The sequence below is a fragment of the Nocardioides sp. genome, from assembly GCF_044226765.1.
Lineage (GTDB): Bacteria > Actinomycetota > Actinomycetes > Propionibacteriales > Nocardioidaceae > Nocardioides.
In genome coordinates this window covers 311,606-337,269 of record NZ_JBGAGJ010000003.1, presented here as the reverse complement: position 1 = coordinate 337,269, position 25,664 = coordinate 311,606, and the positions used below count along the sequence as shown (strand labels likewise).

Sequence of the window (25,664 nt, the reverse complement as noted above, 5' to 3'; positions counted from 1 at the left end):
CACGAGGGTAGGGCGGCCGCTACCGCTTGGTAACCGGCTGTGGGCTATCCGACACGCCTCACGCCGTGGCGGCGGCGCGCTCCACCTCCACGACCCGGATCAGCCGGGACAGGTGCAGCAGCCGGCGTACGGCGGGGCCGCAGCCGCGCAGCGTGAGGTGGCGACCCTCGTGACTGGCGGTGCGGGTCGCGACCGCGAGCACCTTCAGCGCGGTCACGTCGATGCTGGACACCTCGGTGAGGTCGACCACGACGTGGTCGTAGCGGCCGAGGAGGTCGTAGATGGCGGTGCGGGCCTCGCGCGTGCTGCGCACGTCGAAGTCACCGCTGAGTCGAAGGGTCGGTCCGTCGGTGCTGATCTCCATGGTTGCTGCCCCGTCCCCGGGACCCGAGTCCCGGAAGCTCCCACACGTCGATGGCTGCTGTCACCCACTATGACGCCCGTCACCCCCGATCGGTTGCCTCCCCGCGCCGACCGCGTGTCGCGGGCGGGCGCGGCTACCCTCGCCCCATGGTCAACCTCACCCGGATCTACACCCGCACCGGCGACGGCGGGGAGACCCGGCTCGGCGACATGAGCGTCACCCGCAAGACCGACCTGCGGCTGGCGGCGTACGCCGACGTCGACGAGGCGAACGCCCACATCGGCCTGGCCCTCGCCGCGGGCGGGCTCGAGCAGGACGTCGTCGCGGTGCTGACCACCGTCCAGAACGACCTCTTCGACGTGGGTGCGGACTTCTGCACCCCGGTCGCCGAGGCTCCCGAGCATCCGCCGCTGCGCATCGAGCAGGCGTACGTCGACCGGCTCGAGGCGTGGTGCGACGACTACAACGAGGGGCTGCCCGCGCTGCGCTCCTTCATCCTCAGCGGCGGCACCCCGGGTGCCGCCCACCTCCACGTCGCCCGCACCGTCGTACGCCGCGCGGAGCGGGCGGCCTGGGCGGCGTACGACCTCCACGGCGCCTCGATGAACCTGGTCGCGATCACCTACCTCAACCGGCTCTCCGACCTGCTGTTCATCCTCGCCCGGCACGCCAACCGCGAGGCCGGCGACGTGCTCTGGGTGCCGGGCGGCGAGCGCTAGCGCGGACGGCCGGCTCAGGCCGCGACCCGCTCGCGGCGCTCGCGCGCGGCGAAGACGGTGACCCCGGCAGGCACCATCAGCGCGGCGACGACCAGCAGCATCTCCAGGGTGCCGACGTGGTCGGCGAGCAGGCCGAGGAGCGGCGGGCCGGCGAGGAACGCGGTGTAGCCGATCGTGGCGACGGTGCTGACGCGGCGGGCCGCGCGCAGGGGGTCGTCGGCGGCGGCGCTCATCCCGACGGGGAAGCCCAGCGAGGCCCCCAGACCCCACACCACGATGCCCAGCACGACCGGGACCGCCGACGCACCGAGGACGACCAGGCAGATGCCGACGAAGGTGGCGCCGGCACACCCCCACAGCACGGGCGCCCGCCCGTAGCGGTCGAGGAACACCGGCCCCACCAGGCGGCCGGTCATCATCGAGCAGACGAAGACGGTGAAGCCGGCGACGCCGACCCAGTGGGGCGTGTCGTAGCCGTCGATGAGGGCCAGCGAGAGCCAGTCGTTGGCCGAGCCCTCCGAGAGGGCGAAGGCGAGCACCATGACGCCGATGGCGAGCGTCCGCGGCTCGAGCCAGGGCGACCGGCCCTCCACGCGCTTCTCCTCGTGCGTCGCGACCGGCGGGAGGTACGCCGCGGTCGCCCGCCAGGTCGCCGCCAGGGCGAGGACCGCGAAGAGCGGGATGTGCACGAGCAGCGGGACGTGCAGCGCCGCCATCGGCACCCCGACCAGGGCACCGGCGAACGAGCCGAGGCTCCAGCCGGCGTGGAACCGGGGCATGATCGTGCGCCCGAGCCGCCGTTCCACCTCGGCGGCCTCGACGTTCATCGAGACGTCCCAGACGGCGATGCCGGTGCCGTCGACGAAGAGGCCCAGCGCCGTCAGCGGGACGCTGTCGAGGGTGACCCCGGCGGCGGCGAGGACCAGGCCACACCCCGCGAGGACCCCACCGATCCGGGTCACCGCGACGGCGCCGTACCGGTCGATCAGCCGGCCGCTGAGCGGGAGCGCGAGGATCGAGCCGACCGAGATAGACAGGAGCAGCAGGCCGAGCGCCCCGTTGTCCAGGCCGAGCCCGCTGCGCACGTCGGGGAGCCGCGAGACCAGCGTCGCGAAGAGGAAGCCGTTGAGCGCGAAGCTCACGGCGACCGCGTTGCGGGACTGGAGCAGGGTCGGCACCACCCCACCCTCCCCGATCAGTCGGTCTGCCTCCAAACCGGCTTCTTGACCGGTCCAGGGCGTGGACGCGCAGCGGGAGGACGGCGCGTCAGAACCCGTAGGTCGCCCGCAGGTCGCGCAGCCATGCCGCCACCAGCGGGACGTCCCACGCGTCGGCCAGGGCGAGGGCGTCCTCCGCATGCCGGGCCGCCACCTCCCGCTCCCCCACGGCGGCCGCGGCGAGCGCGAGGTAGGCGTCGACCGGTCCGAGCGCCAGCGAGGAGCCGGCGCACGTGTTGTGGCCGGCGAGCGGGGCGAGCCGCTCGTAGGCACCGGCGGCGACGGTCGGCTCGCCGAGGTAGAGCGCCAGCTCGGCGGCGTGCGCCCACGCGAGCATGGAGATGTCGTTGGCGTGGTCGAGGGGCGCCCCGCGCTCGGCGTACACCGCCCGGGCCCGGTCGGGCTCGCCGGCCCGCCACAGGTAGACCGCGATGCTCGCCGCGAACGGGTACGCCGTCTCGTCGAACATCTCCAGGACCGGCACCATCTCCCCCGACCGGCCCTGCCACAGGCGCATCGCCAGCATCGAGGCGGCGGCGCTCTCCTCGGCGTTGTTGTGGGACAGACGCTCGCCGAACTCGCGCAGCTCGGCCAGCAGGCGATCGCACTCGTCGAAGCGGCCGGCCATCGCGTGCCACGGGATCTCCAGGCCGCACAGCACGACCTCGCCGAAGGGGATCCGCAGCTCGCGAGCGGCCGCCCGCGCCTCGGCGATCGCCGGCCACATCTCCTCGGTGCGGCCCAGCTCGCTGAGGACGACGGCGTGCAGCGTGGCGGAGACGACGTGGCTGCGGCCGCTGCCGGTCGACCGCGCGAGGTCGAGCGCCTCGCGCACCAGCTCGAGACGGTCGAGCACGGTCTCCGCGGTCCACAGCGCCACGAAGCCGACCAGGCAGGCCTGCAGGAGCAGCAGCGGGTCGCCGAGCCGCCGGGCCATCGCCAGCCCCTCGTCGCACAGCGCGCGCCGCTCCTCCCACGAGACCGTGTCGTAGAGCTCGTTGGCCAGGGCCAGCATGGTCCGGCAGCGCAGGTCGCTGTCCGCGGGCGGGAGCCGGTCCAGGCTCGTGCGAAGGGCGCCCACCACCTCCTCGTTCACCGACCCGGGCGGACCCGAGCGCCAGAGGACCTGCTCGGTGGTGGCGATGGCGGCCCGGGCGACGGCCTCGGGGTCACCGAGCTGCTGACCGACCCCGATCGCCTGCTCCACGGTCGCGACGAGGTCGGGCAGCTGGGCCGCCCACCGGTACGCCTCGACCAGCGACATCAGCACGTCGTAGCGGTCGCGGCCGGTCGACCGGCCGTCGCTCTCCAGCGCCACCAGGGCAGCCTCGAGCAGCTGCGCCGCCTCGTCGTAGGCGTAGAGATGGCGGGCTACGGCCGCCGCCTCGACCGCGGCGCGCCACGCCCGGTCGGCGTACGACGGGCCGGCGCCCTGCCAGTGCCAGGCGACCTCGGTCTCGCGGCCGGCGACACCGGTCAGCGCCTCCGCGACCCGCGCGTGCGCCCGGGCCCGACGGCTGGCGCTCATCCCCACCCGCAGGGTGTCCCGCACGAGGGCGTGGGAGAACAGGAAGCGGTCGATGCCGTCCTCGCGCACGAGCCCGGCCGCCTGGGCGGGCTCCACGACGTCCAGCAGGTCGTCCTCGTCGATCCCGGTCACCATCGCCAGGGTCGGCATGTCGAACTCGCGGCCGATGACCGCGGCGGTGCGCAGCGCGGCGATCGTCGGCTCGGGCATCCGGAGCAGCCGCTGGTTGACGACCTCGGTGACCGCGGTCGGCAGCTCCTCACCCTGCGCGCCCGGCGTGCCGCGCTCCCCGGCCAGCCGGGCGAGCTCGACCAGGAAGAACGGGTTGCCCTCCGTGCGGTCGTGCAGGGCGGCCGCCTGGTCGGCCTCGAGGTGACGGTGGGTGACCCCCTCGAACACCGCCGCCACCTCGGCCGCCGGCAGGCCGGCGAGCTCCAGGCGGAGCGCGTGCCGGCGGGCCAGGGTGCCGGCGAGGTCGGCGAGCGCCCCGCTGGGCTCGGGGTGCGAGCGCCAGGTCAGCACGACCAGCAGCCGGGCGTGGTCGGTGGTCTCGGCGAGCAGGCGCAGCACCCGCAGCGTCGACGGGTCGGCCCAGTGCAGGTCGTCGACCACGAGGACGGTCGGCTGCTCGAGCGTGGCCCCGCGCACCGCGTCGGCGATGCGCTCCCAGGCGCGGAACTGGCCGCCCTCGCCGTCGGTCACCGGCGCGGCGTCCCCGTGGTCCTCGACCACCGTGACGCCCAGCTCGTCGAGCACCGTGCGCCAGGGCCACAGCGGCGGTGCGCCCTCGTCCTGGGAGCACCGTCCGACCAGCACCCGCAGGCCGCGCCGGCGGGCCCGCAGGACGAGCTCGGCGACCAGGCGGGACTTGCCGATCCCGGGGTCGCCGGTGAGGACGGCGTACGACGGCTGGCCCGCCTCCGCCGCGCCCACGACCTCCAGGAGGGCCTCGAGCTCGGCGTCGCGGCCGACCATCGGCCACGGGGCGACCTGCTCGCGCCCCGCCCGGTCCGGCGGGGTGTCCGGCGGGGCGTCCGGCGGGGCCGCCGGGGCGGGCGCCGACGCAGCGCGCCCCGGGGCGGCCGCCTGGGGCGGCACCCACTCCAGGGCGGGGTCCTGGCGCAGCACGGCGGTCTGCAGGTCACGCAGCTCGGCCGACGGCTCGAGGCCGAGCTCCTCGTCGAGCACCTCCCGGACCTGGCGGAGCACGTCGAGCGCGTCGGCCTGCCGTCCCGAGCGAGTCAGGGCCAGCGCCCGGAGCGCCCAGAGCCGCTCGCGCAGCGGGTGCGCCGAGGTGAGCGCCTCGAGCTCGGCGGCGACCGTCCCGTGGTGGCCGAGCGCCAGCCCGGCCACGGCCCGGTCCTCCAGCGCCACCACCCGCAGCTCCTCCAGCCGGGCCCGCTCGGCGACCGCGGCGTCGGCGTCACCGAGCTCGGCATACGGCATGCCCCGCCAGAGCCCGAGCGCGGCGTCGAGCGCGCCCAGCACCTCGCCGAGCTCGCCCGCATCGAGCGGCACGGGCCCCAGGCCGACCGACTGCAGGCGCCGGTGCACCGAGGTCACCGCGCTCTCGAACCGGTGCACGTCGACGCCCTCGTCGGGCACCCGCAGCGCGTAGCCCGGCGCGACGGTGACGAGCACCGTGGCCGGCGCCCGGCGCTGGCGGTCCGGCTCCAGCACCCGCCGCAGCTGCGAGACATACGCCTGGAGGGTCGCCGTCACACCGGGCGGCGGCGCGTCGCCCCAGAGCAGGTCCACGATCGCGTCGACGGACACCGGCCAGCCCCGCGACAGGGCGAGGGCGGCGACGAGCGCCCGCTGCTTGGGCGTGCCCAGGTCGGCGGTCACCCCGCCCAGCTCCACCTCGACCGGGCCGAGGACCGAGACCTCCACGCGCACAGCGTAGGGATCGCGCGGCGTCCCCGCGCGCCCATTGCCACCGAACCGCCGCTCCAAGTCGGCCCGAAGTGGGCTCCAAGTGGGTCGCGCCACCCTCGACCCACCGAACACCGATCAAGGAGTCACCACCATGACCATCGAGCTCGACACCCCGAGCATCCCGGCCGCGCACGCCCTCCAGGGCCTCCTCGGCGGCCGCGTCCACCTCCCCGGCGACGCCGGCTACGACGCCGCCCGCGTCCCGTGGAACGTCGCCGTCGACCAGCGGCCGGCCGCCGTCGCCTTCCCCCGCACCGCCGCGGAGGTCTCCACCGTGGTCCGGGTCGCCGCCGAGTCCGGCCTGCGCGTCGCCGCCCAGAGCACCGGGCACAACGCCGGCCCGCTGGCCGCGCAGGGCCTCGACGACGTCGTCGTCGTCCGCACCTCCGAGATGGGCACTGCGATCGCCGACCCGGTCCGCGGCATCGTCCGCGTCGAGGGCGGCGCCATCTGGGAGCCGGCCGTCGACGCGGCCGCGGCCCACGGCAAGGCCGTCCTGCACGGCTCCTCCCCCGACGTCGGCATCGCCGGCTACTCCCTGGGCGGCGGCATCGGCTGGTACGCCCGCAAGCTCGGCCTCGCGACCAACAGCCTCACCGCGGTCGAGCTGGTCGTCGCCGACGGCAGCCTGGTCCGCTGCGACGCCACCACCAACGCGGAGCTCTTCTGGGCCGTGCGCGGCGGCGGCGGCAACTTCGGCGTGGTCACCGCACTGGAGTTCCGGATGTTCGACATCCCCACGGCGTACGCCGGGATGCTCGTGTGGCAGCTCGCCGAGATCGAGCCGGTGCTGCGCGAGTGGGCGGCCTGGGCCCCGGGGGCTCCGGACGAGGTCACCACCGCGTTCCGCGCCATGCGGCTGCCCGACATGCCGGATCTGCCCGACTTCCTGCGCGGTCAGCAGCTGGTCGTCATCGACGGCGCCGTGCTCGGCTCCGACGAGCGCGGCGAGGAGCTGCTGGCGGGCCTGCGTGCGCACCGTCCCTTCCTGGACACCTTCGCCCGGGTGCCGGCGGCCTCGCTGGTCCGGCTGCACATGGACCCCGAGGGCGGGGTGCCGTTCGCCTCCGACTCGTCGATGCTCTCGTCGTTCCCGGACGCCGCGGTCGACGCGTTCATCGCCGAGGCCGGACCGGACGCCACGACCTCGCTGCTGATGGCCGAGATCCGCCAGCTCGGCGGGGCCCTGGCCCGGCCGCACGAGGGCGGCGGGGTCCTGGCCAAGCTCGACGCTCAGTTCCTCACCTTCGGTGGCGGCATGGCCATGACCCCGGAGGTGGGCGCGCAGGCGCACGCCGACGCCGTGCGGCTGACCGGGGCGCTGGCACCGTTCGCCACCGGCCGCCAGTACGGCAACTTCGCCGAGAACCCGGTCGACACCCGGTCGATCTACGACGCGGACGTGTGGACCCAGCTCACCGGCATCCGCAGCGCCGTCGACCCGCACGGCCTGTTCGTGGCCAACCACCGGGTCCCGCGTCTCTACGAGGACGGAGCACCCACCGCCTGACGCGAGCAGCGGCGTGCGAGCGGAGCGAGCGCGCGTCGAAACCCGGTGAGACGACGCAGGGCGGTGACCGATCACGGTCACCGCCCTGCCTCCGTTCCGGGGGTCTCGACCAGCTCGACCACCGGAGTGCTCGACCACCGGTGGTCGAGCAGCGAGGAGCGCCAGCGACGAGCGCCCGTCGAGACCCCCGCCGGCTTCCGGCCCGACCTCCCGGCTCAGCGCGGCCCGCGGGTCCAGTCCGTGCCGGGCGGCCCCGCCTCGAGCCAGGACTGGAAGCCCATGAGGGACGCGGCCGACATGGCCAGCTCGACCGGGCCGTCGGGCGTGGAGCAGGAGAGGACGACGTGGTCGGGGTAGAGCGACATCTGCTCGACGCCCTCCGGCTCGCGGCGTCCGACGAAGGTCAGCCGCGAGCGCTGCAGCACGCGCTTGGGGCGCGGCCACAGCGAGAAGTAGCGGAACCACTCCAGGGTCTCCCCGGAGTAGCGGCCGAGCCCGAGAAGCCAACCGCGCCCGGCCTTGGTGGACCGGACGCGGTAGCTGAGCTCGAAGGTGCCTCCGTGGCGCGAGAGCAGCCGGCGACGGAGGACGAGGCCTACTCCGAGGCAGACGACGACGGCGAGCAGGATCCCGGCCGCGTCGAGCAGCCACTGCCACACCGGCATCCAACGCCCTCCCGAATCGCACCCCCGGAGATCGTCACCCTAGCGGGCGGACCCTGGGGTGCGATCCCGGGGTGTGCGTTGGGGGCAGGTGCGGGTGCTCAGGAGGCGTGCTCGGCCGCGCGCAGGCGCGCCTCGGCCCGGCGGACCCGGTCGGCGGAGTCCTCGGCGTCCGAGTCGGCCTGGGCCGACTCGAGCTCGGCGCGGACGGCGTCGACGTCGATCTCGTCGGCCAGCTGCGCGAACTGCGACAGGATCGAGACCCGGTTGTTGGCCACCGAGAGGAACCCGCCGTCGACGGCGCCGAACACCTTCTCGCCGTCGACCGGCGTGATCTCCACGACCCCGTCGACCAGCAGCGACAGCACCGGCATGTGGTTGCGCAGGATGCCGATGTCGCCGTCCGCGGTCTTGGCGACGACCATGGAGGCCTGACCGGACCACACGGTCCGGTCGGCCGCCACGAGCTCGACCTGGAGCTGGTCGTCAGCCATCAGAGGTTCTTCTGGATGTCGGCCCACTTCCGCTCGACGTCGTCCAGACCGCCGCACATGAAGAAGGCCTGCTCGGCCACGTGGTCGTACTCGCCGTCCGCGATCTTGTTGAACGCCTCGACGGTCTCCCCGACCGGGACGGTCGAGCCCTCGATGCCCGTGAACTGCTTGGCCACGTAGGTGTTCTGGGACAGGAACCGCTGGATCCGGCGAGCCCGGGAGACGATGATCTTGTCCTCCTCGGAGAGCTCGTCGACGCCGAGGATCGCGATGATGTCCTGGAGCTCCTTGTTGCGCTGCAGGATCTGCTTGATGCGGATCGCGCAGTCGTAGTGGTCCTGACCGATGTACTGCGGGTCGAGGATCCGGGAGGTCGAGGTCAGCGGGTCCACGGCCGGGTAGATGCCGAGCGACGCGATCTCGCGCGACAGCTCGGTGGTCGCGTCCAGGTGGGCGAAGGTGGTCGCCGGCGCCGGGTCGGTGTAGTCGTCCGCCGGCACGTAGATCGCCTGCATCGAGGTGATCGAGTGACCACGCGTCGAGGTGATCCGCTCCTGGAGCGTGCCCATCTCGTCGGCGAGGTTCGGCTGGTAGCCCACCGCGGACGGCATCCGGCCGAGCAGGGTCGAGACCTCCGAGCCGGCCTGGGTGAACCGGAAGATGTTGTCGATGAAGAGCAGCACGTCCTGGCTCTGCACGTCGCGGAAGTACTCCGCCATCGTCAGCGCGGACAACGCCACGCGCAGGCGGGTGCCCGGCGGCTCGTCCATCTGGCCGAAGACAAGGGCGGTCTGGCCGATGACGCCGGCCTCCTCCATCTCCACGATCAGGTCGTTGCCCTCACGGGTGCGCTCACCGACACCGGCGAACACCGACACACCACCGTGGTCCTTCGCGACGCGCGCGATCATCTCCTGGATGAGCACGGTCTTGCCCACGCCGGCACCGCCGAACAGGCCGATCTTGCCGCCCTGGACGTACGGCGTCAGCAGGTCGATGACCTTGATGCCGGTCTCGAACATCTGGGTCTTGGACTCCAGCTGGTCGAAGGCGGGAGCCTTGCGGTGGATGCCCCACCGCTCCTTGACGTCGAGGGTCTCGCCCTCGGCCAGGTTGAGGCACTCGCCGAGGGTGTTGAACACCCGGCCGAGGGTCGCGTCGCCGACCGGCACGGTGATCGGGCCACCGGTGTCGGTCACCTGGGCGCCGCGGACCAGGCCGTCGGTCGGCTTCAGCGAGATCGCGCGGACCATGCCGTCACCGATGTGCTGGGCCACCTCGAGCGACAGCGTCGAGGTCTCGCCGCTGAGCTCGAGCTCGGTCTCGAGCCTGTTGTAGATCTCCGGCATCGAGTCCACGGGGAACTCGACGTCGACGACCGGGCCGATCACCCGGGCGATGCGGCCGACAGCGGCCGACCCGGTCTCCTGGGTCTCTTCGATCGTTGCAGTCATGTCCTTCACTCACTCCCCGCTCTGGGCGTCGGCCAGCGCGTTGACGCCTCCGACGATCTCGCTGATTTCCTGGGTGATGCCGGCCTGGCGGGCCTGGTTGGCGATCCGTGTGTACTTCTTGATGAGCTCGTCGGCGTTGTCCGTCGCGGACTTCATCGCCTTCTGCCGAGCCGCGAGCTCCGACGCGGCCGCCTGCAGCAGCGCGAAGAAGATCCGGCTCTGCACGTACTGCGGCAGCAGCCCGTCGAGCACGGCCTCCGGGGAGGGCTCGAACTCGTAGAGCGGCAGCACGTCGCCGTTCTCGGGCTTCTCCTCGCCCTCGACGACCTCCAGCGGCAGCAGCCGCACGTCGGTCGGCTCCTGCAGGAGCATCGACCGGAACCGCGTGAAGACCACGTGGACCTCGTCGACCGCCTGGTCGCCGTCCTCGGCGAGGAAGGCGTCGATGAGGGTCGCGCCGATCTCGTGCGCGGCCTCGTAGGAGGGCTGGTCGGAGAACCCGGTCCACGAGTCGACCACGGGCCGGTTGCGGAACTTGTAGTACGCCTCGCCCTTGCGCCCGCAGATGTAGGTCTCGATCTCCTTGCCCTCCGAGCGCAACCGCTCGGCGAGCCGCTCGGCCTCCTTGAGCACGCTCGAGGAGTACGCACCGGCCAGGCCGCGGTCGCTGGTCACGATGAGCACGGCGGCCCGCTTGGGGTCCTCCGGCTCGCGGGTCAGCGGGTGGTCGACGTTGGAGTACGTCGCCACGGCCGAGACGGCGCGGGTCAGCTCACGGGCGTACGGCGCGGCCGACTGGGCCCGCTGCTGCGCCTTGATGATGCGGGACGCAGCGATGAGCTCCATGGCACGCGTGATCTTCTTCATCGACTCCGTCGACTTGATCCGCGCGCGGTACTCACGCAGCGATACAGCCATGAGCTACCTCAGCCTCGCTTCTGCTTGACGATCTGCTCCTGCTCGACCTCGTCGTCCTCCAGCGCCTCGGCCTCGGGCTCGTGCCCGACCTTGATCGAGCCGCCCTCGGAGGTCTCGAACTGGTCGAGGAAGGAGTCGTAGGCCTCAGCCAGGGAGGCTTCAGTCTCGTCCTCGAACTTCTGCGTCTCCCGGATCGTGGCGAGCAGCGCGTCCTTGGACCTTCGCAGGTAGTCCAGGAACTCGCGCTCGAAGCGGAGCACGTCCTCGGTCGGCACGCGGTCGAGGCGACCGGTGGTGCCCAGCCACAGCGAGACCGTCATCTCCTCCAGCGGGTACGGCGAGTACGCCGGCTGCTTGAGCAGCGCCATCAGGCGCTGGCCGCGGTCCAGCTGCTGCCGCGAGGCCGCGTCGAGGTCGGAGGCGAACATCGCGAACGCCTCCATCGCGCGGAACTGCGCCAGGTCCACCTTGAGCGAGCCGGTGACCGACTTCATCGCCTTGGTCATCGCCGCACCGCCCACACGGGACACCGACACACCGACGTCGATGGCCGGGCGCTGGTTGGACGCGAAGAGGTCGGACTGCAAGAAGATCTGGCCGTCGGTGATCGAGATGACGTTGGTCGGGATGTAGGCCGACACGTCGTTGGCCTTGGTCTCGATGATCGGCAGGCCGGTCATCGACCCCGCGCCCATGTCGTCGGAGAGCTTCGCGCAGCGCTCGAGCAGCCGGCTGTGCAGGTAGAACACGTCGCCGGGGTAGGCCTCACGGCCCGGCGGGCGGCGCAGCAGCAGCGACACGGCGCGGTAGGCCTCGGCCTGCTTGGTCAGGTCGTCGAAGATGATCAGCACGTGCTTGCCGTCGTACATCCAGTGCTGGCCGATGGCCGAGCCGGTGTACGGCGCGAGGTACTTGAAGCCCGCGCTGTCCGACGCCGGGGACGCCACGATCGTGGTGTACTCCAGGGCGCCGGCCTCCTCGAGGGCGCCCCGCACCGAGGCGATGGTCGAGCCCTTCTGGCCGATGGCGACGTAGATGCAGCGCACCTGCTTGGTGGGGTCGCCCGACTCCCAGTTCTGCTTCTGGTTGATGATCGTGTCGATCGCGATCGTGGTCTTGCCGGTGGAGCGGTCGCCGATGATCAGCTGGCGCTGGCCGCGGCCGATCGGCGTCATCGAGTCGATCGCCTTGATGCCCGTCGCGAGCGGCTCGTGGACCGACTTGCGCTGCATCACCGTGGGAGCCTGCAGCTCCAGGGGCCGGCGGACGTCGGACTCGATCTCGCCGAGGCCGTCGATCGGGGTGCCGAGCGGGTCCACGACGCGGCCCAGGAAGTTGTCGCCGACCGGGACCGAGAGGATCTCGCCGGTGCGGCGCACCGTCTGGCCCTCCTCGATGCCCTCGAAGTCACCGAGGATGACGACGCCGATCTCACGGGTGTCGAGGTTCAGGGCGAGGCCGAGCGTGCCGTCCTCGAACTCGAGGAGCTCGTTGGCCATCGCCGAGGGCAGTCCGCTGACGCGGGCGATGCCGTCACCGGCCTGCGCGACGGTGCCGACCTCCTCCTTGCTCGCCGCCTCGGGCTGGTAGTCGGCGACGTACTTCTGCAGTGCGTCGCGGATCTCCTCCGGACGGATCGAAAGCTCCGTCATCGTTTCCCTACTCTCTTGGTGTCTTCGAAAAACTAGGTGGTGTCGGGCTGGGTGTCAGGCGCTGGCGGCGTCAGCCGACCAGCTTGCGCCGGGCGTCGTCGAGGCGGCTGGAGACGGTGCCGTCGATCACGTCGTCACCGATCTCGACGCGGATCCCGCCGAGGACGGTGGGGTCGACGATCTCGTTGACGTGGATCTGGCGGCCGTACTGCTGGTGCAGGGCTGCGGTGAGCCGGCGCCGCTCGTCGTCCCCGAGCGGGGCGACGACCCGGACCGTCGCGACGTACTCACCGCGGGCCTCGGTCGCCACCGTGCGGTAGTGCTCCAGCGCGGCCGTGACGGTGCGGTAGGTGCCGGCCAGCGCCTGCTTGGCCAGGGCGAGGGTCGCGGGGAGCACCTTGCCACCGAGCAGGTCGTCGAGCAGGCGCTCCTTGTCGGCCCGGGACCGGGCCGGGTTCGAGAGCGCATCGCGCAGCTCGGGCGCCGTGGTGACCGTGCGACTGAGCGCGAACACCTCGTCGGCGAGCCGGTCGGCCTGGTCACCGACCGACGCGACGACCGCGAGCTCGCCGAGGCGCTCGAGCGCGTCGGGCAGGTCGCGGCTCGCGGTCCACCGCAGGCCGGCCGCCTTGACGACCAGGCCCAGCGTGGCGCCGTCGATCTTGCCCTCGAGCACCTGGGTGACCAGGCCCTGCTTCGGCTCGGGCGCCAGCGAGGCGTCCGTGGCGACCCGGCGCAGTGACGGCTCGTCGCGGAGCAGCTGGGCGACGGTGAACAGCTCACCGGCCACCTGCTCGGCGTGCGTCCCGGTGCCGAGGCCACCGAGCTCGCTGGCCAGCTCCCGCAGGGAGTCGGCCGAGGCTCCTCGCAGGTCCATCAGCTGGCGCCTTCCAGCTCCGTGAGGAACCGGTCGACGACCCGGCTCTGCCGCACGTCGTCGTCGAGCGACTCGCCGACGATCCGACCGGCGAGCGTGGTCGCGAGCGTGCCGACCTCGCCGCGCAGCTGGGCCATCGCCGCCTTGCGGTCGGCGTCGATCTGCGCGTGCGCGTGCTCGACGATCCGGGCCGCCTCGGCCTGCGCCTGAGCCCGCATCTCCGCGACGATCTGCGCACCCTGCTCGCGCGCCTCCTCGCGGATCCGCGCGGCCTCGTGACGGGCGTCGGCGATCTGCGACTTGAACTCCTCCTCGGCGGCGTGCGCCTCGGACTTGGCCTCGTCGAGCTCGGCGAACTCGGCGCGGATCGCGTCCTGCCGGGCGGTCATCGCGCGGTTGATCGGCGGGATGACGTACTTGGCCAGGACGAACAGGAGCAGCAGGAACGCCGCGAGCTCGACGAAGTACGTGGCGTTCGGTACGAGGAAGTTGCTCTCCATGGGAGTGATCGCAACGCTTGCCATCGTGGTTCCTTTGCTTGGGTCTGACGTGAGGGCGGGACCCTCGGTCAGCCGAGGACGAAGACGAACAGCGCCATGAACGCGAGGTTGATGAAGAACATCGCCTCGACCAGACCCACCGTCAGGAAGAAGATGGTCTGCAGGCGACCCTGGGCCTCGGGCTGGCGCGCGACGCCCTCGATGTAGGACGAACCGGCCAGACCGTCACCGATGCCGGCACCGATGGCGCCACCGGCCAGGGCCATGCCGCCACCGATGAAGGCGCCGGCGGTGGTGATGGCGGAGTCAGTTACTGCCATTGTGATCTTCTCTCCTTGTTGTCGCGCCGGGGAGTGGCGCTGGTGTCTACCTCTGTCGACGCCCGACCCGGGTGGGTCAGTGCGCTGGTACGGGTGTCGGCTCCGCCGACGCGGCCTCGTCGGCCTGCTTCTTGCGCCGCTCCTCCTCGAGGTACTCCTCGTGGCTCTCGTGCTCCTCGTGCCCGGCGCCGGCGATCGCGAAGTAGAGCACCGTCAGCAGCGCGAAGATGAAGGCCTGGATGACGCCGATGATCGCGTCGAACGCCTTCCACAAGATGTTCGGGGCCCAGAACGCGTAGATCGGGATGAGCCCGATCAGCGCGAGCATGATGCCGCCGGCGAAGATGTTGCCGAAGAGTCGCAGCGCGAGGGTGATCGGCTTGATCAGCTCCTCGAGGATGTTCAGCGGCAGCAGCACCGGGAACGGCTCCGCGAAGTGCTTGAAGTAGCCGCGGGCACCCTTCTGGCGGATGCCGTAGGTCCAGACGCTCACCATCGTGACCGTGGCCAGCGCGTAGGTGAGGTTGGTGTCGGCCGTCGGTGCCTTCAGCAGGTGGGTGCCGTGGTTGAGCTCGGTCGGGACCAGCTCGAGCCAGTTCGCGATCAGGATGAAGAAGAACAGCGCGATCGCCAGCGGTGCGACGAAGGGGTGCAGCTTGCCGAGGTTGTCCTCGACCTGCTTGTTCACCTCGCCGACGATCGACTCCCACAGGATCTGGAGCTTCGTCGGCACGTGGTCCTCGGTCGTCTTGTGCATCTGGCGGACCACCAGGAAGCCGAGGAGCAGCACGATCGCCCCGGCCACGATCGTCGAGACGATCGTGTCGACGTTGAAGGTCAACCCGTGCCACGTGACCGTGTTGTGGGTGCCGATCTCGATCTTCGAGTCCCCCTCCTCGCCGTCAGAGGCCATGGGGAGGAGACCGCTGAGGGTCAGCAGGCCGGTCATGGGTTCTTCAGCTCCTTCAGCAGCGGGATCGTGGTCATCACCAGGGCGATGAGCCGGAAGATGGCCAGGCCGAGCAGCAGCCCGATGCCCTCGGGCCAGAAGACGACGCAGACGCCCACGGCGACCACGGTCAGGACGGTCAGCCGGACGACGGTCGCGGTGATCATCTGGTTGCGGGTGGGCTGCTCGCCCGACGAGATCGTCTTGAGCAGCCAATACTCGGTGGCCAGGTGGTTGAGCAGGCCGAGCAGCACGCCGCCGGCGATGCAGCCGGCGAGCGTCCACTCGCCGAGCTGGCCGATGATCCAGAAGCTCGCGACGATCATCCCGAGGCCGACCAGCTCGGTCTTGCGCTGGTCGCGCACCACGCGCCACAGCGACGGCTTCTCCGCCGGGGTCGTGGGTTCGGTCATCGCGTCACTCATCTTCGTGGTGGTCACCGCTCACCCCCGCAGGGCGGCGCGAACCTTGGCGACGAAGCCGACGCAGCCGGCGAGGATGCCCAGGCCGATGCCGACCAGGACGCCGACCGGCTCGCTGCCGAGCGCATCGTCGACGAGGTAGCCGATGACGAGGCCGGCGATGACGCAGCCGGCCAGGAGGCCGCCGAGACCGATGAGGTCGCGACCACGCAGGCCCGCGTCGGAGCGCTCATCGACCATCCACCCATGTCCCATTCGTCGCCGTCGTCGGCAGGCAGGAAGCCGCCGGGCCAGCGGGCACGGGAGGGGACCCAGCCATCGGCGCCCGACGACTGCGCGAAACTACCACAGGCCCACGGACCACTCGCCAGCGGCGTTCTCGTGGTCCGGATGGTCGCGGTCGTCATGCGTGGCGGCCGTTCTCTCGAGGGCTTCTCAGGTGCTTGTGAAAGTTAGCACAAGCGCTCGCTCACGCTGAAACCGGGCCGGTCAGGCGGCTGCGGGCGGCCCCCCGCCGTCGGCCAGGGCCGGCGGGACGGGGCGGTGCCGGTGGATCTTGGGCAGCAGGAAGGTGAGGGCCGTGGCGAGCAGCGCCCAGACCCCCAGCGAGACCCACATCCACTCCTCGTCGCTGTAGAGGCTGATCAGCACCGTCCCGAACGCGACCAGTCCGGCCCACATCCACATGATCAGCACCGCGCGGCGCTGGGAGTGGCCGATCTCGAGCAACCGGTGGTGCAGGTGCTGCTTGTCGGGGGCGAACGGCGAGCGCCCGGCCCGGGTGCGGCGCACGACCGCGAGCAGCAGGTCGAGCATGGGGATGACCAGGATCGAGATCGGCAGCAGCAGCGGCAGCAGGGCCGGGAGGAAGTTGGCCTGCGTGCCGGCGCCGCCCTCGCTGAGCTGGTCGGGGGTGAACTGCCCGGTCAGGGTGATGGTGCTCGCGGAGAGCACCAGCCCGATGAGCATCGAGCCGCTGTCGCCCATGAACAGGCGGGCGGGGTGGAAGTTGTGGACGAGGAATCCGGCGCACGCACCGGCGAGGGACACGCTGAGCAGCGCACCGGTGGTCGCCAGCGTGACCTTGTTGATGTTGGCGAGCTGGTAGCAGAAGACGAAGAACGCGATCGCGCCGATCCCGACGACACCGGCGGCGAGCCCGTCGAGCCCGTCGACGAAGTTGACCGCGTTCACCGTCGCCACCACCACCAGGCCGGTGAGGAGGGCGCCCTGGGCCGGCTGCAGCACGAACTGCGTCCCGTCCCGGCCCGGGAAGAAGACGTACTGGATCCCGAAGGCGATGAGGAAGCCGGCGGCCAGCACCTGGCCCCCGAGCTTGGTGAGGGCGTCGAGCTCGAAGAGGTCGTCGAGCACGCCCACGGCGCAGATGAGGGCGCCAGCGATGAGCACGATCCCGGCGTCGCGGAAGACGACCGGGCCGCCCAGGGCCTTCAGGAACGGGAGCTGCCGGGCGACCACGAAGGCCGTCACCAGCCCGCCGAGCATGGCCAGCCCGCCCAGGTACGGGATCGGCACGGCGTGCACGTCCCGGTCGCGGACCTTGGCCACCGCCCCGGTGCGCAGGGCGATCTCCCGCGCGATGACCGTCAGCAGGTAGGTCGCCGCCGCGGCGACGAGGAAGACCAGGAGGTACTCGCGCATGACCGGCGGCGGCTAGCCCTCGTCGACGATCGCGGCGTCGAGGGGCTCCAGCACCTCGTTGAGCCGCTCGAGGGAGAGCGCACCGCGGCGCAGGATGCGGCCACGGTCACCCGTGCAGTCGACGATCGTGGAGGCCTCCCCGCCCGGCGCCGGTCCGGCGTCCACGAGCACCGCGACCGCGTCGCCGAGCATCTCCTCCGCCTGGTCGGCGTCGACGGCGGCCGGCATGCCGGTCCTGTTGGCCGAGCTCACCGCGAGCGGGCCGGTGCGCTCGAGGACCTCGAGCGCGACCTCGTGGTCGGGCATCCGCACCGCGACGGTGCCGCGGGTGTCGCCCAGGTCCCACTGCAGGGAGGTCTGCTGGTGGCACACCACGGTCAGGGGTCCCGGCCAGAACTCCTCGACCAGGGCCCGGGCGTACTCCGGCACCCGCGACGCGAGGGCGTCCAGGGTGGTGACGGCGCTGACCAGCACCGGCGGCGGCATGTCACGGCCGCGACCCTTGGCCGACAGCAGCTCGCGGACGGCGACGGGGTCGAAGGCGTCCGCCCCGACGCCGTACACGGTGTCGGTGGGGAGCACGACCAGCTCGCCGCGCTGCACCGCGAGGCTCGCCGCCTCGACGGCCTCCTCGCGCTCCTCGGGGGTGCTCGTCGGGTACCGGTCGCTCACAGGCTCATCGTGCCAGCCGCGCGGTCGTGTAGCGCGGCCGACCTGCCAGGTCGGCGTGGTCGCGCACGTCGGCCCAGCGTCCGGTCGCGGCGAACACCGCGGGGGCCGACTCCCCCTGCGCGTCGGCGTGCTCGAAGCCGACCACCCCTCCGGGCCGCAGGAGGACCGCCGCCCGGGCCTCGAGCACCCGGATCGCGTCCAGGCCGTCCGCGCCCGAGAAGAGCGCCAGGTGCGGGTCGTGGTCACGGGCCTCCGCGGCCACCGACTCCCAGGCCTCGAGCGGCACGTACGGCGGGTTGCAGGTCACCACGTCGACGCCGCCGGCGAGGTCGTCGAAGGCGGTCGCCATGTCGCCGTGGCGCAGGTCGACGCCGGTCCCCGCCAGGTTGCGCTCGGCCCAGCGGAAGGCGCCGTCGTCCAGCTCGACGGCGTGCACCTGCGCCCCGGGCGCCTCGTCCTTGATGGCCTTGGCCACGGCACCCGACCCCGTGCAGAGGTCGACCACCACGCTGCCGTCGCCGGCCTGCTCGACCGCCCAGCCGGCCAGCAGCTCGGTCTCCGGACGCGGCACGAAGACCCCCGGGCCGACCGCCAGCTCGACGTGCCGGAACCACGCCACGCCGGTCAGGTGCTGCAGCGGCTCCCGCGCGGCGCGGCGCGCCACCAGGCCGTCGTACTCCTCCACCGCGGAGGGCGCGACGAGCTCGACCAGGGCCAGCCGGGAGCGGGTCGTGCCGAGGACGTGCGCGAGCAGCTCGGCCGCGTCGTGCTCGGGGCTCGCCACCCCGGCCGCGCGCAACCGGACGGTCGCGTCGCGCAGCACGGCTCGCCGGTCGGTCACGCCCATCTCACTGCTCGAGCGCCTCGAGCCGCGCGGCGAGGTCGGCCTCGACGCACGAGTCGAGGACCGGTTGGAGGTCGCCGTCGAGGACCTGGTCGAGGTTGTAGGACTTGTAGCCGGTGCGGTGGTCGGAGATCCGGTTCTCGGGGTAGTTGTAGGTGCGGATCCGCTCGGAGCGGTCGACCGTGCGCACCTGGCTGCGGCGGGCCTCCCCCGCCTCCGCCTCGGCGGCCTCCTGCGCGGCCTGGAGCAACCGGGAGCGCAGGATCCGCAGCGCCTGCTCCTTGTTCTGCAGCTGGCTCTTCTCGTTCTGGCAGCTCACGACGATGCCGGTCGGCAGGTGCGTGATGCGCACGGCCGAGTCGGTCGTGTTGACGCTCTGCCCGCCGGGCCCGCTGGACCGGAAGACGTCGATGCGCAGGTCGTTGTCGTCGACCTGGACGTCGACCTGCTCGGCCTCCGGGAGCACCAGCACCCCCGCCGCGCTGGTGTGGACGCGGCCCTGGGACTCGGTCACCGGCACGCGCTGCACGCGGTGGACGCCGCCCTCGAACTTCAGCAGGGCGTACGGCGCATCGCCGGGGCCCTGCCCGACTCCCTGGGAGGACCCCTTCGCCTTGACCGCGACGGTGACCGACTTGTAGCCGCCGAGGTCGGACTCGGCGGCGTCGAGCACCTCGACCTTCCACCCCCGGCGCTCGGCGTAACGGGTGTACATCCGCAGCAGGTCGCCGGCGAACAGGGCGGACTCCTCGCCGCCCTCGCCGGACTTCACCTCGAGGATCGCGTCCTTGTCGTCCGCGGGGTCGCGGGGCACCAGCAGCCGGCGCAGCCGCTCCTCGGCGTCGTGCTGACGCTGGACCAGCGACTCGGCCTCGTCCGCGAACGCCGGGTCCTCGGCCGCGAGCTCCCGGGCGGCCCCGACGTCGTCACCGAGCTGCTGCCAGTCGCGCCAGGCGCCGATGATCGACGACAGGGCGGCGTACCGCTGGTTGAGCTGCTTGGCGAGGCGGGCGTCCGCGTGGGTCTCGGGCGCGGCGAGGCGCTGCTCGAGCTCGGCGTGCTCGGCGAGCATGCCCTCCACCGCTTCGAACATCTGCCCTGCCCTTCGGATCGCCAGGTTTCGAGACGAGCCACGCAGCCCGTCGGTTCGCTCCGGCCGACGCCGGCCTCCTCAACCTCCCGGTCTGACCCGTGCCGCGCAAGCGCGGCACCGGGCCGTGACACACGACGAGCGCCGGCCCCGCCTCGGGGGCAGGAGCCGGCGCTCGGTCGCAGCTACTTCTTGGCCTCGGCAGCCTTCTTGGCGTAGCGGGCCTCGAACCGGGCGACGCGGCCGCCGGTGTCGAGGATCTTCTGCTTGCCGGTGTAGAACGGGTGGCACTGCGAGCAGACGTCGGCGTGGATGACGCCGGAGGTCGCGGTGCTGCGGGTCGTGAACGAGTTGCCACAGGTGCAGGTCACCTGGGTCTCGACGTAGTCCGGGTGGATGTCCTTCTTCATGGCTGTCCTTTCAGGGGGCCGCCGGGTCGCCTCGCCCCTGATGGGCGGACGTGAACCGGAGCCAGCGCACGATTGTGTCACGGGTCAGAACGTCGCGGTAATCGAGGTTGTTCCCATCTCAGGACCGGCGTGGGAACGCCGGGACGATCCGCGGCAGGCCCGGATCGAGCTCCGCCGGGTCCTCGATGACCAGGCCGTTCGCAGCCTCCACCGCCAGGGAGTCCTCGGCGTCGACGAGCTCGTGCAGCGGCGGGGTCGGCACGCGGTCGGGGTGCAGGGTCAGGCGGACCGTCACGGTCGTGCCCTCGCCCTCCTGGGACTCGATCACCACGTCACCGTCGTGCTTGTCGATGATCGTCTGCATGATCCGCAGACCGAGCCCGGTGCCCGCGATCTCGTTGTGCACGGCGTTCGACGCGCGGAAGAAGCGGGTGCCGAGGCGGTCGATCTCGGCAGCGGGGATGCCGATCCCGTGGTCGGCCACCATCACCTCGGCGGTCGCGCCGGTGGTGCGCAGCCCCACCTCGACGCTGCCGCCCTCGTGGCTGAACTTGACGGCGTTGACCAGCACGTTCAGCAGGGCTCGGTGGAGCATCGCCCGGTCGGCGAGGACCGGCACGACCTCCTCCGGGGCGTCCACGTGCACGTGGATGCCCCGCCGGGCCGCCGTGATGCGCACGTCGGTGGCGGCCTCGCGCAGCAGCAGGGCCAGGTCGACCGGCTCCCTGTCCGTGCCGCGGCCCTCCGCGCGGGAGAGCGCCAGCAGGTCGTCGATGAGTGCCTTCAGGCGCGTCACGTTGCGGCGGGTGGCCTCGAGCATCTTCTCGTGGCGAGGCTGCATCCGGCCGTCGAACTCCTCGGCGACCAGCTCGAGGTAGCCCGCGATCGTCGTCAGCGGGGTGCGCAGCTCGTGCGAGACGTTGGAGACGAAGTCGTCCTTGGCCGTGTCCAGGGTGCGCAGCTCGTTCTGGATCCGACCCTCGACGGCACGCGCACGCGCCTGCCCGTCGGCGAACTCGTTGAGGGCGGAGGCGACGGCCCGGACCTCCTTCGGACCCGTGGGCTGCGCCCGTACGTCGTGGTCGCCGCGGGCCATCTGCTGCACGACCGCCTCCAGGGCGAGCAGCGGCTGCGTCAGCTCGGTGGTGAGCCGGCGGCGGGACCGGGACACGAGCCACCACGAGACGAGCGCGAGGGCGACCACGGCGAGGATGGTGCCCTTGAGGCGGAACGACGCGTCGGTGCTGGCCTGCCGGACCCGGCTGTCGAAGGCCGCCGTCGTCTCCTGGTGGGCGCTGCGGATCGCGTCGAAGAGCTGGGAGCCGGCGCGGGCCTGCTGGGTCGTCATCGGCGTGCCGCCCTTGGCCTGCATCCGCGGCGCGGCGTACGTCGTGATCCACTCCTGCGCCGCCCGCTCCTGGCGCACGACCAGCAGCTCGAGCTCGTTGTCGCCCTGGGCGAACTGCCGGACCCGCTGCTCGTCGGCCGGCAGCCGCACCAGGGCCTGCTGGTAGTCGTCCTTGGCCGCAGGGAGGCCCGAGCTCGACCAGGCCTGGACCGCGGCCGACATGTCGGTGAGGTCCTGGTAGACGTTCTGGTTCGCCGCGGCCGCAGGCTGGAGGTCGTGGGTGAGGTAGTTGACCGCCGAGGTGGACAGCACGACTCCGAGCACGGCGATGGCGGCCATCAGCGCCGTCATCACCCCCAGCCGGACGATGACGGGCGAGACCAGCCGCGCGACAGGTCGCCCTGAGCTCATGCCTCTCCCCCCGGAGTGCCCCCACACCCTTGGCAGGAGGGTACCGCGCCACCCGGAGGACGGGCCGCTATCGACCAGAGCCGGAGCGTTCCTTGAGGATCGGGGAGGATCGGGGAGGATCGGGGAGGATCGGGCCGGGTCGGGCCGGGCCTCAGCCGGACCGGGTGAGGAGCGCCTGCACCCGCGAGGCGAGCTCGCGGGGGCTGAACGGCTTGGTGATGTAGTCGTCCGCCCCGGAGTCGAAGCCGGTCTCGACGTCGGACTCCTGGGCCCGCGCCGTCAGCAGGATGACGGGGAGGTCGGCGAGCGCCGGGTCGGCCCGGATCGCACGGATCGCGTCCAGCCCGGACACGCCGGGCATCATGACGTCGAGCACGGCGAGGTCGGGGCGCTCGGCCTGGCAGGCGTCGATGGCGGCCGCTCCGTCGGACACCGCGACCACGTCGTGCCCGAGCGTGGAGAGCTTGAACTCCACGAGCTCGCGGATGTCGACGTCATCGTCCGCGACGAGGATCCGAGCCACTCACGTCCCCTTCCATCGGTGTGGGTCCGCAGCCTAGTCCCCCCGCGACCCGGACGGGCCGGATACCCGCAGACCGGACCGGCCGGGCCGCCCGCGTCACGCGCGGCCGGTCAGGGCCGACGGGGAGCGCTGCACCTGCATGAGCAGCTCGATGTTGGTCGAGGTCGACCGCAGCCGCTCGAGCAGGACCTCCAGCGCCCGCGGGCGCTCGAGGTCGGCGAGCGCGCGGCGCAGCTTCCAGACGATCGCGAGCTCCTCCTCGCTCATCAGCAGCTCCTCGCGGCGGGTGCCGGAGCCGGCGACGTCGACGGCGGGGAAGAGGCCTCGGGACGCCAGGTCGCCCGCGAGCCGGAGCTCGAGGTTCTCCGCGCCGGTCAGCTCCTCCAGGATCGCCTCGTCCACCGTCGATCCGCTCTCGACCAGGGCCGTCGCGAGGATGGTCAGCGAGCCGCCGTTCTCCAGGTTGCGCGCCGCACCGAAGATCTTCTTCGGCGGGTGCAGTGCCGACGCGTCCACGCCACCCGAGAGGATGCGGCCGCCGGAGGGCGCCGAGAAGTTGTACGCCCGGCCGAGCCGGGTGATGCCGTCGAGCAGGACCACGACGTCGTGGCCGAGCTCGACCAGCCGCTTGGCGCGCTCGACGGCCAGCTCGGCCACCATCAGGTGGTCGCTCGCGGGACGGTCGAAGGTCGAGGCGATGACCTCGCCCTTGACCGAGCGCTGGAACTCGGTCACCTCCTCGGGGCGCTCGTCGACGAGCACCACCATGAGGTGCACCTCGGGGTTGTTGGTCGTGATCGAGGTCGCGACCGACTGCAGCACCGCCGTCTTGCCGGCCTTCGCGGGCGAGAGGACGAGCCCGCGCTGGCCCTTGCCGACCGGGGCGGCGAGGTCGATGATCCGGCCGGTCAGGTTGTCGGGCGTGGTCTCCAGGCGCAGCCGCTCCGTCGGCGAGATCGCCACGAGATCGGAGAACTCGCCACGGGTCCGGGCAGCATCGGGATCGGCCCCGTTGACGCTGTCGATGCGGACCATCGGGTTGAACTTCTCCTTGCGCTCGCCCTCGCGGGGCTGGCGCACCTGCCCGACGACCGCGTCGCCGCGGCGCAGGCCGTACTTGCGGACCATCGACAGCGACACGTAGACGTCCTCGGCACCGGGCAGGTAGCCGCTGGTGCGCACGAACGCGTAGTTGTCGAGGACGTCGAGGATGCCGGCGGCCGGCACGAGCACGTCGTCCTCGAGGATGGTGGTGTCGGGCTCGCGACCCCCGCCCCCGGGGCGGGGCACGTCGCGGTCGCGGCCCCGGCGGCGGCGGTTGCGCCGGCTGCCCTCGCGCTGACCGTCGTCGTCGCCCTGGTCGTGCTGGTCCTGCTGCCCCTGGCTCTGCTGGCCCTGCTGGTTCTGGTTCTGGTTCTGGTTCTGGTTCTGCTGCTTGCCCTGCGACTGCTGCCGGTTCTGCTGCTGGTTCTGCTGCTGGTTCTGCTGCTGGTTCTGCTGCTGGTTCTGCTGGTTCTGCTGCTGGCCCTGCTTGCTCTGCTTGCCCTGCTTGTCCTGCTGCTTGTCCTGCCTGTCCTGCTGCTGGCCCTGCTTGCTCTGCGTGTCCTGCTGCTGGTTCTGCTGGTTCTGCTGGTCCTTCTTGTCCTGGCCCTGCCGGTCCGGCTGGGCCTGCGCGCGCTCGCGCTTCGGCGCGGGCTCCTGTGTCGGAGCGCCCTCGGACCGGGGGGTCGCCGAGCGACCGCCGCCGGACTGGTGGGCCTTGATCGCCTCGACGAGCTGGGCCTTCTTCATCGAGCCCGCGCCTGGGATCCCCAGGCCCGCGGCCATCGACTTCAGGTCGGCCAGCAGCATGGTGGAGAGCCCACCGCCGCGCTTCTTCGCGGGCTTGTCGGCCGCGGGCGCGGTGGGTTCGAAGTTGTCGGTCACGTGAGTCCTTCCCACGTATCAGTGCCGGACCGGCCAGGGCCGGCGGCATCGGGTGCTGAGCCCCCGCGCCCGCCGGGCTCCACGAAGAGGGGCGCCGCGGTGCGCGACGAGATCGCGCGTGGACGAGGGAGAGACGCGCCGAGAGCTCGGCGCGCGGCCCAAGATACACCGACGGGGACGGCGCGCGGCTCCGGGACACGGGTGAGGCCTCGCGACCGCCAGTGCGGGGCGGATGACGCCAGGGTTGTCGGCGTAAACCATCGCTTGTCGGCCGAAGTTCTCGCCGACAAGCGATGGTTTACCCGGTCGACCGGGTAAACCAGCAGCGCCTCAGGGCCCCGAACGGAGTCAGCCCGGCTCGACCCGGGCGCCCTCCTGCTCGACGGTGAGGTGGTGGGCGGTCCAGCCGTCCGGGCACCGGGCCAGCAGGTCGGGCGCGCCACCGCGGTCGGTGAAGGCGAGCACGGTCGGGCCGGCGCCGGAGACGACCGCCGGAACTCCGTCCGCGCGGAGCAGGTCGACGAGCGCGAGCGACTCGGGCATCGCCGGCCGGCGGTACTCCTGGTGCAGGAAGTCGCGGGTGGCGCGGAGCAGGTGCTCGGGCTGACCCGCCAGGGCGGCGACGAGCAGGGCGGTGCGGCCGGCATCGGCGGCGGCGTCGGCGTGCGGGACCTCCGCGGGCAGCAGCCCACGCGCGGCCTCCGTCGACACCGGGGTCGGCGGCACCAGCACCACCACCTCGATCCGCGGGTCGACGCTCGCCCGGACCGCGTAGAAGCCCCGACCGTCGCGCCCGGAGATGACGAAGCCGCCGTGGAACGCCGGCGCCACGTTGTCGGGGTGACCCTCGATCCGGGCGGCGAGGCCGAAGAGCGCGTCGTCGTCGACCAGCAGCCCGCCACCGGCCACCAGCGCGCGGGCCAGCACCACGCCACCCACGATCGCCGCCGAGGACGAGCCGAGGCCGCGGGCGTGCGGGACGACGTTCGCGCAGGTGAGCCGCAGCCCGTCCGGCTGACGCCCGACCAGGTCGAAGGCGGCGCGCATCGCGCGCACGACGAGGTGCGACTCGTCGAGGGCGAGGGTGCCCTCCCCCGGCCCACGCACCGCGACCTCGAGTCCCGAGCCGCCGACCTCGGCGGTGAGCGAGTCCCGCATCGCCAGTGCGAGCCCCAGCGAGTCGAACCCGGGACCCAGGTTGGCCGAGGTCGCAGGCACCGAGACCCGGACCGGGCCGTCGACGAAGGTGACCAC

Annotated in this window: 25 protein-coding genes; 2 read left to right on the top strand and 23 right to left on the bottom strand. The window is 72.3% G+C overall.

Features of this window, described 5'->3' with window-relative positions:
• Positions 1–58: 58 nt before the first annotated feature.
• Positions 59–364 (bottom strand): STAS domain-containing protein, encoded by a 306-nt coding sequence (locus tag ACILRH_RS09245; protein WP_395692624.1) that lies wholly within the window; start codon positions 362–364, stop codon positions 59–61.
• 146 nt (positions 365–510) lie between these two features.
• On the opposite strand from ACILRH_RS09245, the gene ACILRH_RS09240 reads away from it, so the two are divergent.
• Positions 511–1,083 (top strand): cob(I)yrinic acid a,c-diamide adenosyltransferase, encoded by a 573-nt coding sequence (locus ACILRH_RS09240; protein WP_395692623.1) that lies wholly within the window; start codon positions 511–513, stop codon positions 1,081–1,083.
• A 14-nt stretch (positions 1,084–1,097) separates the two neighbouring features.
• Here ACILRH_RS09240 and ACILRH_RS09235 read toward each other — a convergent pair whose 3' ends face one another.
• Complete coding sequence (locus ACILRH_RS09235; protein WP_395692621.1) at positions 1,098–2,261, bottom strand: MFS transporter; 1,164 nt, start codon at positions 2,259–2,261, stop codon at positions 1,098–1,100.
• Between the two features lie 88 nt (positions 2,262–2,349).
• Complete coding sequence (locus ACILRH_RS09230; protein WP_395692619.1) at positions 2,350–5,721, bottom strand: BTAD domain-containing putative transcriptional regulator; 3,372 nt, start codon at positions 5,719–5,721, stop codon at positions 2,350–2,352.
• A 136-nt stretch (positions 5,722–5,857) separates the two neighbouring features.
• Here ACILRH_RS09230 and ACILRH_RS09225 point away from each other — a divergent pair, with 136 nt between their 5' ends.
• Complete coding sequence (locus tag ACILRH_RS09225) at positions 5,858–7,276, top strand: FAD-binding oxidoreductase (RefSeq protein WP_395692617.1); 1,419 nt, start codon at positions 5,858–5,860, stop codon at positions 7,274–7,276.
• Between the two features lie 215 nt (positions 7,277–7,491).
• On the opposite strand, the gene ACILRH_RS09220 is transcribed toward ACILRH_RS09225, so the two are convergent.
• From ACILRH_RS09220 to thrB, 20 genes are all read right to left on the bottom strand, one after another.
• On the bottom strand, positions 7,492–7,941 hold the full coding sequence (locus ACILRH_RS09220) for a DUF2550 domain-containing protein (RefSeq protein WP_395692616.1): 450 nt from the start codon (positions 7,939–7,941) through the stop codon (positions 7,492–7,494).
• Positions 7,942–8,039: 98 nt separating this feature from the next.
• Positions 8,040–8,432, bottom strand: a complete 393-nt coding sequence (locus tag ACILRH_RS09215) for a F0F1 ATP synthase subunit epsilon (RefSeq protein ID WP_395692614.1) — start codon at positions 8,430–8,432, stop codon at positions 8,040–8,042.
• Positions 8,432–9,886, bottom strand: a complete 1,455-nt coding sequence (gene atpD, locus ACILRH_RS09210) for a F0F1 ATP synthase subunit beta (protein WP_395692612.1) — start codon at positions 9,884–9,886, stop codon at positions 8,432–8,434. The genes ACILRH_RS09215 and atpD overlap by 1 nt, the downstream gene beginning before the upstream one ends.
• A 9-nt stretch (positions 9,887–9,895) precedes the next feature.
• Positions 9,896–10,804, bottom strand: coding sequence for a F0F1 ATP synthase subunit gamma (locus ACILRH_RS09205; protein WP_395692611.1), 909 nt, complete (start codon positions 10,802–10,804; stop codon positions 9,896–9,898).
• An 8-nt stretch (positions 10,805–10,812) separates the two neighbouring features.
• Positions 10,813–12,456, bottom strand: coding sequence for a F0F1 ATP synthase subunit alpha (gene atpA / locus ACILRH_RS09200; protein ID WP_395692609.1), 1,644 nt, complete (start codon positions 12,454–12,456; stop codon positions 10,813–10,815).
• 70 nt (positions 12,457–12,526) lie between these two features.
• A complete protein-coding gene (locus ACILRH_RS09195; RefSeq protein ID WP_395692607.1) occupies positions 12,527–13,333 on the bottom strand; it encodes a F0F1 ATP synthase subunit delta in 807 nt (268 codons plus the stop codon).
• Entirely contained in the window at positions 13,333–13,857 is a 525-nt protein-coding gene (locus ACILRH_RS09190) for a F0F1 ATP synthase subunit B (protein WP_395692606.1), read from the bottom strand. Before ACILRH_RS09190 ends, ACILRH_RS09195 begins: the two co-directional genes overlap by 1 nt.
• A gap of 44 nt (positions 13,858–13,901) precedes the next feature.
• Entirely contained in the window at positions 13,902–14,153 is a 252-nt protein-coding gene (locus ACILRH_RS09185) for a F0F1 ATP synthase subunit C (RefSeq protein ID WP_395692604.1), read from the bottom strand.
• Positions 14,154–14,229: 76 nt separating this feature from the next.
• Positions 14,230–15,102: a F0F1 ATP synthase subunit A gene (atpB, locus tag ACILRH_RS09180; RefSeq protein WP_395692602.1), complete on the bottom strand. Its 873-nt coding sequence runs from the start codon at positions 15,100–15,102 to the stop codon at positions 14,230–14,232.
• Complete coding sequence (locus ACILRH_RS09175; RefSeq protein ID WP_395692600.1) at positions 15,099–15,515, bottom strand: hypothetical protein; 417 nt, start codon at positions 15,513–15,515, stop codon at positions 15,099–15,101. The genes atpB and ACILRH_RS09175 overlap by 4 nt, the downstream gene beginning before the upstream one ends.
• Before the next feature lie 30 nt (positions 15,516–15,545).
• Complete coding sequence (locus tag ACILRH_RS09170; RefSeq protein ID WP_395692598.1) at positions 15,546–15,764, bottom strand: AtpZ/AtpI family protein; 219 nt, start codon at positions 15,762–15,764, stop codon at positions 15,546–15,548.
• Between the two features lie 249 nt (positions 15,765–16,013).
• Positions 16,014–17,186 carry an MraY family glycosyltransferase gene (locus ACILRH_RS09165; protein ID WP_395692597.1) on the bottom strand — a complete coding sequence of 391 codons (1,173 nt, stop codon included), beginning with the start codon at positions 17,184–17,186 and terminating at the stop codon, positions 16,014–16,016.
• 12 nt (positions 17,187–17,198) lie between these two features.
• The gene (locus ACILRH_RS09160) at positions 17,199–17,858 is read right to left on the bottom strand and encodes an L-threonylcarbamoyladenylate synthase (RefSeq protein ID WP_395692595.1); all 660 of its coding nucleotides are present in this window, start codon (positions 17,856–17,858) and stop codon (positions 17,199–17,201) included.
• Positions 17,859–17,862: 4 nt separating this feature from the next.
• A complete protein-coding gene (gene prmC / locus ACILRH_RS09155; protein WP_395692594.1) occupies positions 17,863–18,705 on the bottom strand; it encodes a peptide chain release factor N(5)-glutamine methyltransferase in 843 nt (280 codons plus the stop codon).
• Position 18,706: 1 nt separating this feature from the next.
• Complete coding sequence (prfA, locus tag ACILRH_RS09150) at positions 18,707–19,795, bottom strand: peptide chain release factor 1 (protein ID WP_395692592.1); 1,089 nt, start codon at positions 19,793–19,795, stop codon at positions 18,707–18,709.
• A gap of 182 nt (positions 19,796–19,977) precedes the next feature.
• Positions 19,978–20,202 carry a 50S ribosomal protein L31 gene (gene rpmE / locus ACILRH_RS09145; RefSeq protein WP_395692590.1) on the bottom strand — a complete coding sequence of 75 codons (225 nt, stop codon included), beginning with the start codon at positions 20,200–20,202 and terminating at the stop codon, positions 19,978–19,980.
• A gap of 118 nt (positions 20,203–20,320) precedes the next feature.
• A complete protein-coding gene (locus tag ACILRH_RS09140) occupies positions 20,321–21,961 on the bottom strand; it encodes a sensor histidine kinase (RefSeq protein WP_395692588.1) in 1,641 nt (546 codons plus the stop codon).
• 151 nt (positions 21,962–22,112) lie between these two features.
• Complete coding sequence (locus tag ACILRH_RS09135) at positions 22,113–22,484, bottom strand: response regulator transcription factor (protein ID WP_028637545.1); 372 nt, start codon at positions 22,482–22,484, stop codon at positions 22,113–22,115.
• Positions 22,485–22,580: 96 nt separating this feature from the next.
• Positions 22,581–24,335 (bottom strand): transcription termination factor Rho, encoded by a 1,755-nt coding sequence (gene rho, locus ACILRH_RS09130; RefSeq protein ID WP_395692899.1) that lies wholly within the window; start codon positions 24,333–24,335, stop codon positions 22,581–22,583.
• 423 nt (positions 24,336–24,758) lie between these two features.
• Positions 24,759–25,664: a homoserine kinase gene (gene thrB / locus ACILRH_RS09125; RefSeq protein ID WP_395692586.1), complete on the bottom strand. Its 906-nt coding sequence runs from the start codon at positions 25,662–25,664 to the stop codon at positions 24,759–24,761.

Excerpts from the sequence above, each read along its gene's own strand:
- ACILRH_RS09240 (WP_395692623.1), top strand. The coding sequence starts at position 511 with ATGGTCAACCTCACCCGGATCTACACCCGCACCGGCGACGGCGGGGAG.
- prmC (WP_395692594.1), bottom strand. The coding sequence starts at position 18,705 with ATGGGCGTGACCGACCGGCGAGCCGTGCTGCGCGACGCGACCGTCCGG.
- atpB (WP_395692602.1), bottom strand. The coding sequence starts at position 15,102 with ATGACCGGCCTGCTGACCCTCAGCGGTCTCCTCCCCATGGCCTCTGAC.
- ACILRH_RS09185 (WP_395692604.1), bottom strand. The coding sequence starts at position 14,153 with ATGGCAGTAACTGACTCCGCCATCACCACCGCCGGCGCCTTCATCGGT.
- prfA (WP_395692592.1), bottom strand. The coding sequence starts at position 19,795 with ATGTTCGAAGCGGTGGAGGGCATGCTCGCCGAGCACGCCGAGCTCGAG.
- rpmE (WP_395692590.1), bottom strand. The coding sequence starts at position 20,202 with ATGAAGAAGGACATCCACCCGGACTACGTCGAGACCCAGGTGACCTGC.
- ACILRH_RS09245 (WP_395692624.1), bottom strand. The coding sequence starts at position 364 with ATGGAGATCAGCACCGACGGACCGACCCTTCGACTCAGCGGTGACTTC.
- ACILRH_RS09220 (WP_395692616.1), bottom strand. The coding sequence starts at position 7,941 with ATGCCGGTGTGGCAGTGGCTGCTCGACGCGGCCGGGATCCTGCTCGCC.
- atpA (WP_395692609.1), bottom strand. The coding sequence starts at position 12,456 with ATGACGGAGCTTTCGATCCGTCCGGAGGAGATCCGCGACGCACTGCAG.
- ACILRH_RS09195 (WP_395692607.1), bottom strand. The coding sequence starts at position 13,333 with ATGGACCTGCGAGGAGCCTCGGCCGACTCCCTGCGGGAGCTGGCCAGC.
- rho (WP_395692899.1), bottom strand. The coding sequence starts at position 24,335 with ATGCTGCTGGCCGACCTGAAGTCGATGGCCGCGGGCCTGGGGATCCCA.
- ACILRH_RS09190 (WP_395692606.1), bottom strand. The coding sequence starts at position 13,857 with ATGGCAAGCGTTGCGATCACTCCCATGGAGAGCAACTTCCTCGTACCG.
- ACILRH_RS09215 (WP_395692614.1), bottom strand. The coding sequence starts at position 8,432 with ATGGCTGACGACCAGCTCCAGGTCGAGCTCGTGGCGGCCGACCGGACC.
- ACILRH_RS09225 (WP_395692617.1), top strand. The coding sequence starts at position 5,858 with ATGACCATCGAGCTCGACACCCCGAGCATCCCGGCCGCGCACGCCCTC.
- atpD (WP_395692612.1), bottom strand. The coding sequence starts at position 9,886 with ATGACTGCAACGATCGAAGAGACCCAGGAGACCGGGTCGGCCGCTGTC.
- ACILRH_RS09170 (WP_395692598.1), bottom strand. The coding sequence starts at position 15,764 with ATGGTCGATGAGCGCTCCGACGCGGGCCTGCGTGGTCGCGACCTCATC.
- ACILRH_RS09175 (WP_395692600.1), bottom strand. The coding sequence starts at position 15,515 with ATGACCGAACCCACGACCCCGGCGGAGAAGCCGTCGCTGTGGCGCGTG.
- ACILRH_RS09165 (WP_395692597.1), bottom strand. The coding sequence starts at position 17,186 with ATGCGCGAGTACCTCCTGGTCTTCCTCGTCGCCGCGGCGGCGACCTAC.
- ACILRH_RS09140 (WP_395692588.1), bottom strand. The coding sequence starts at position 21,961 with ATGAGCTCAGGGCGACCTGTCGCGCGGCTGGTCTCGCCCGTCATCGTC.
- ACILRH_RS09205 (WP_395692611.1), bottom strand. The coding sequence starts at position 10,804 with ATGGCTGTATCGCTGCGTGAGTACCGCGCGCGGATCAAGTCGACGGAG.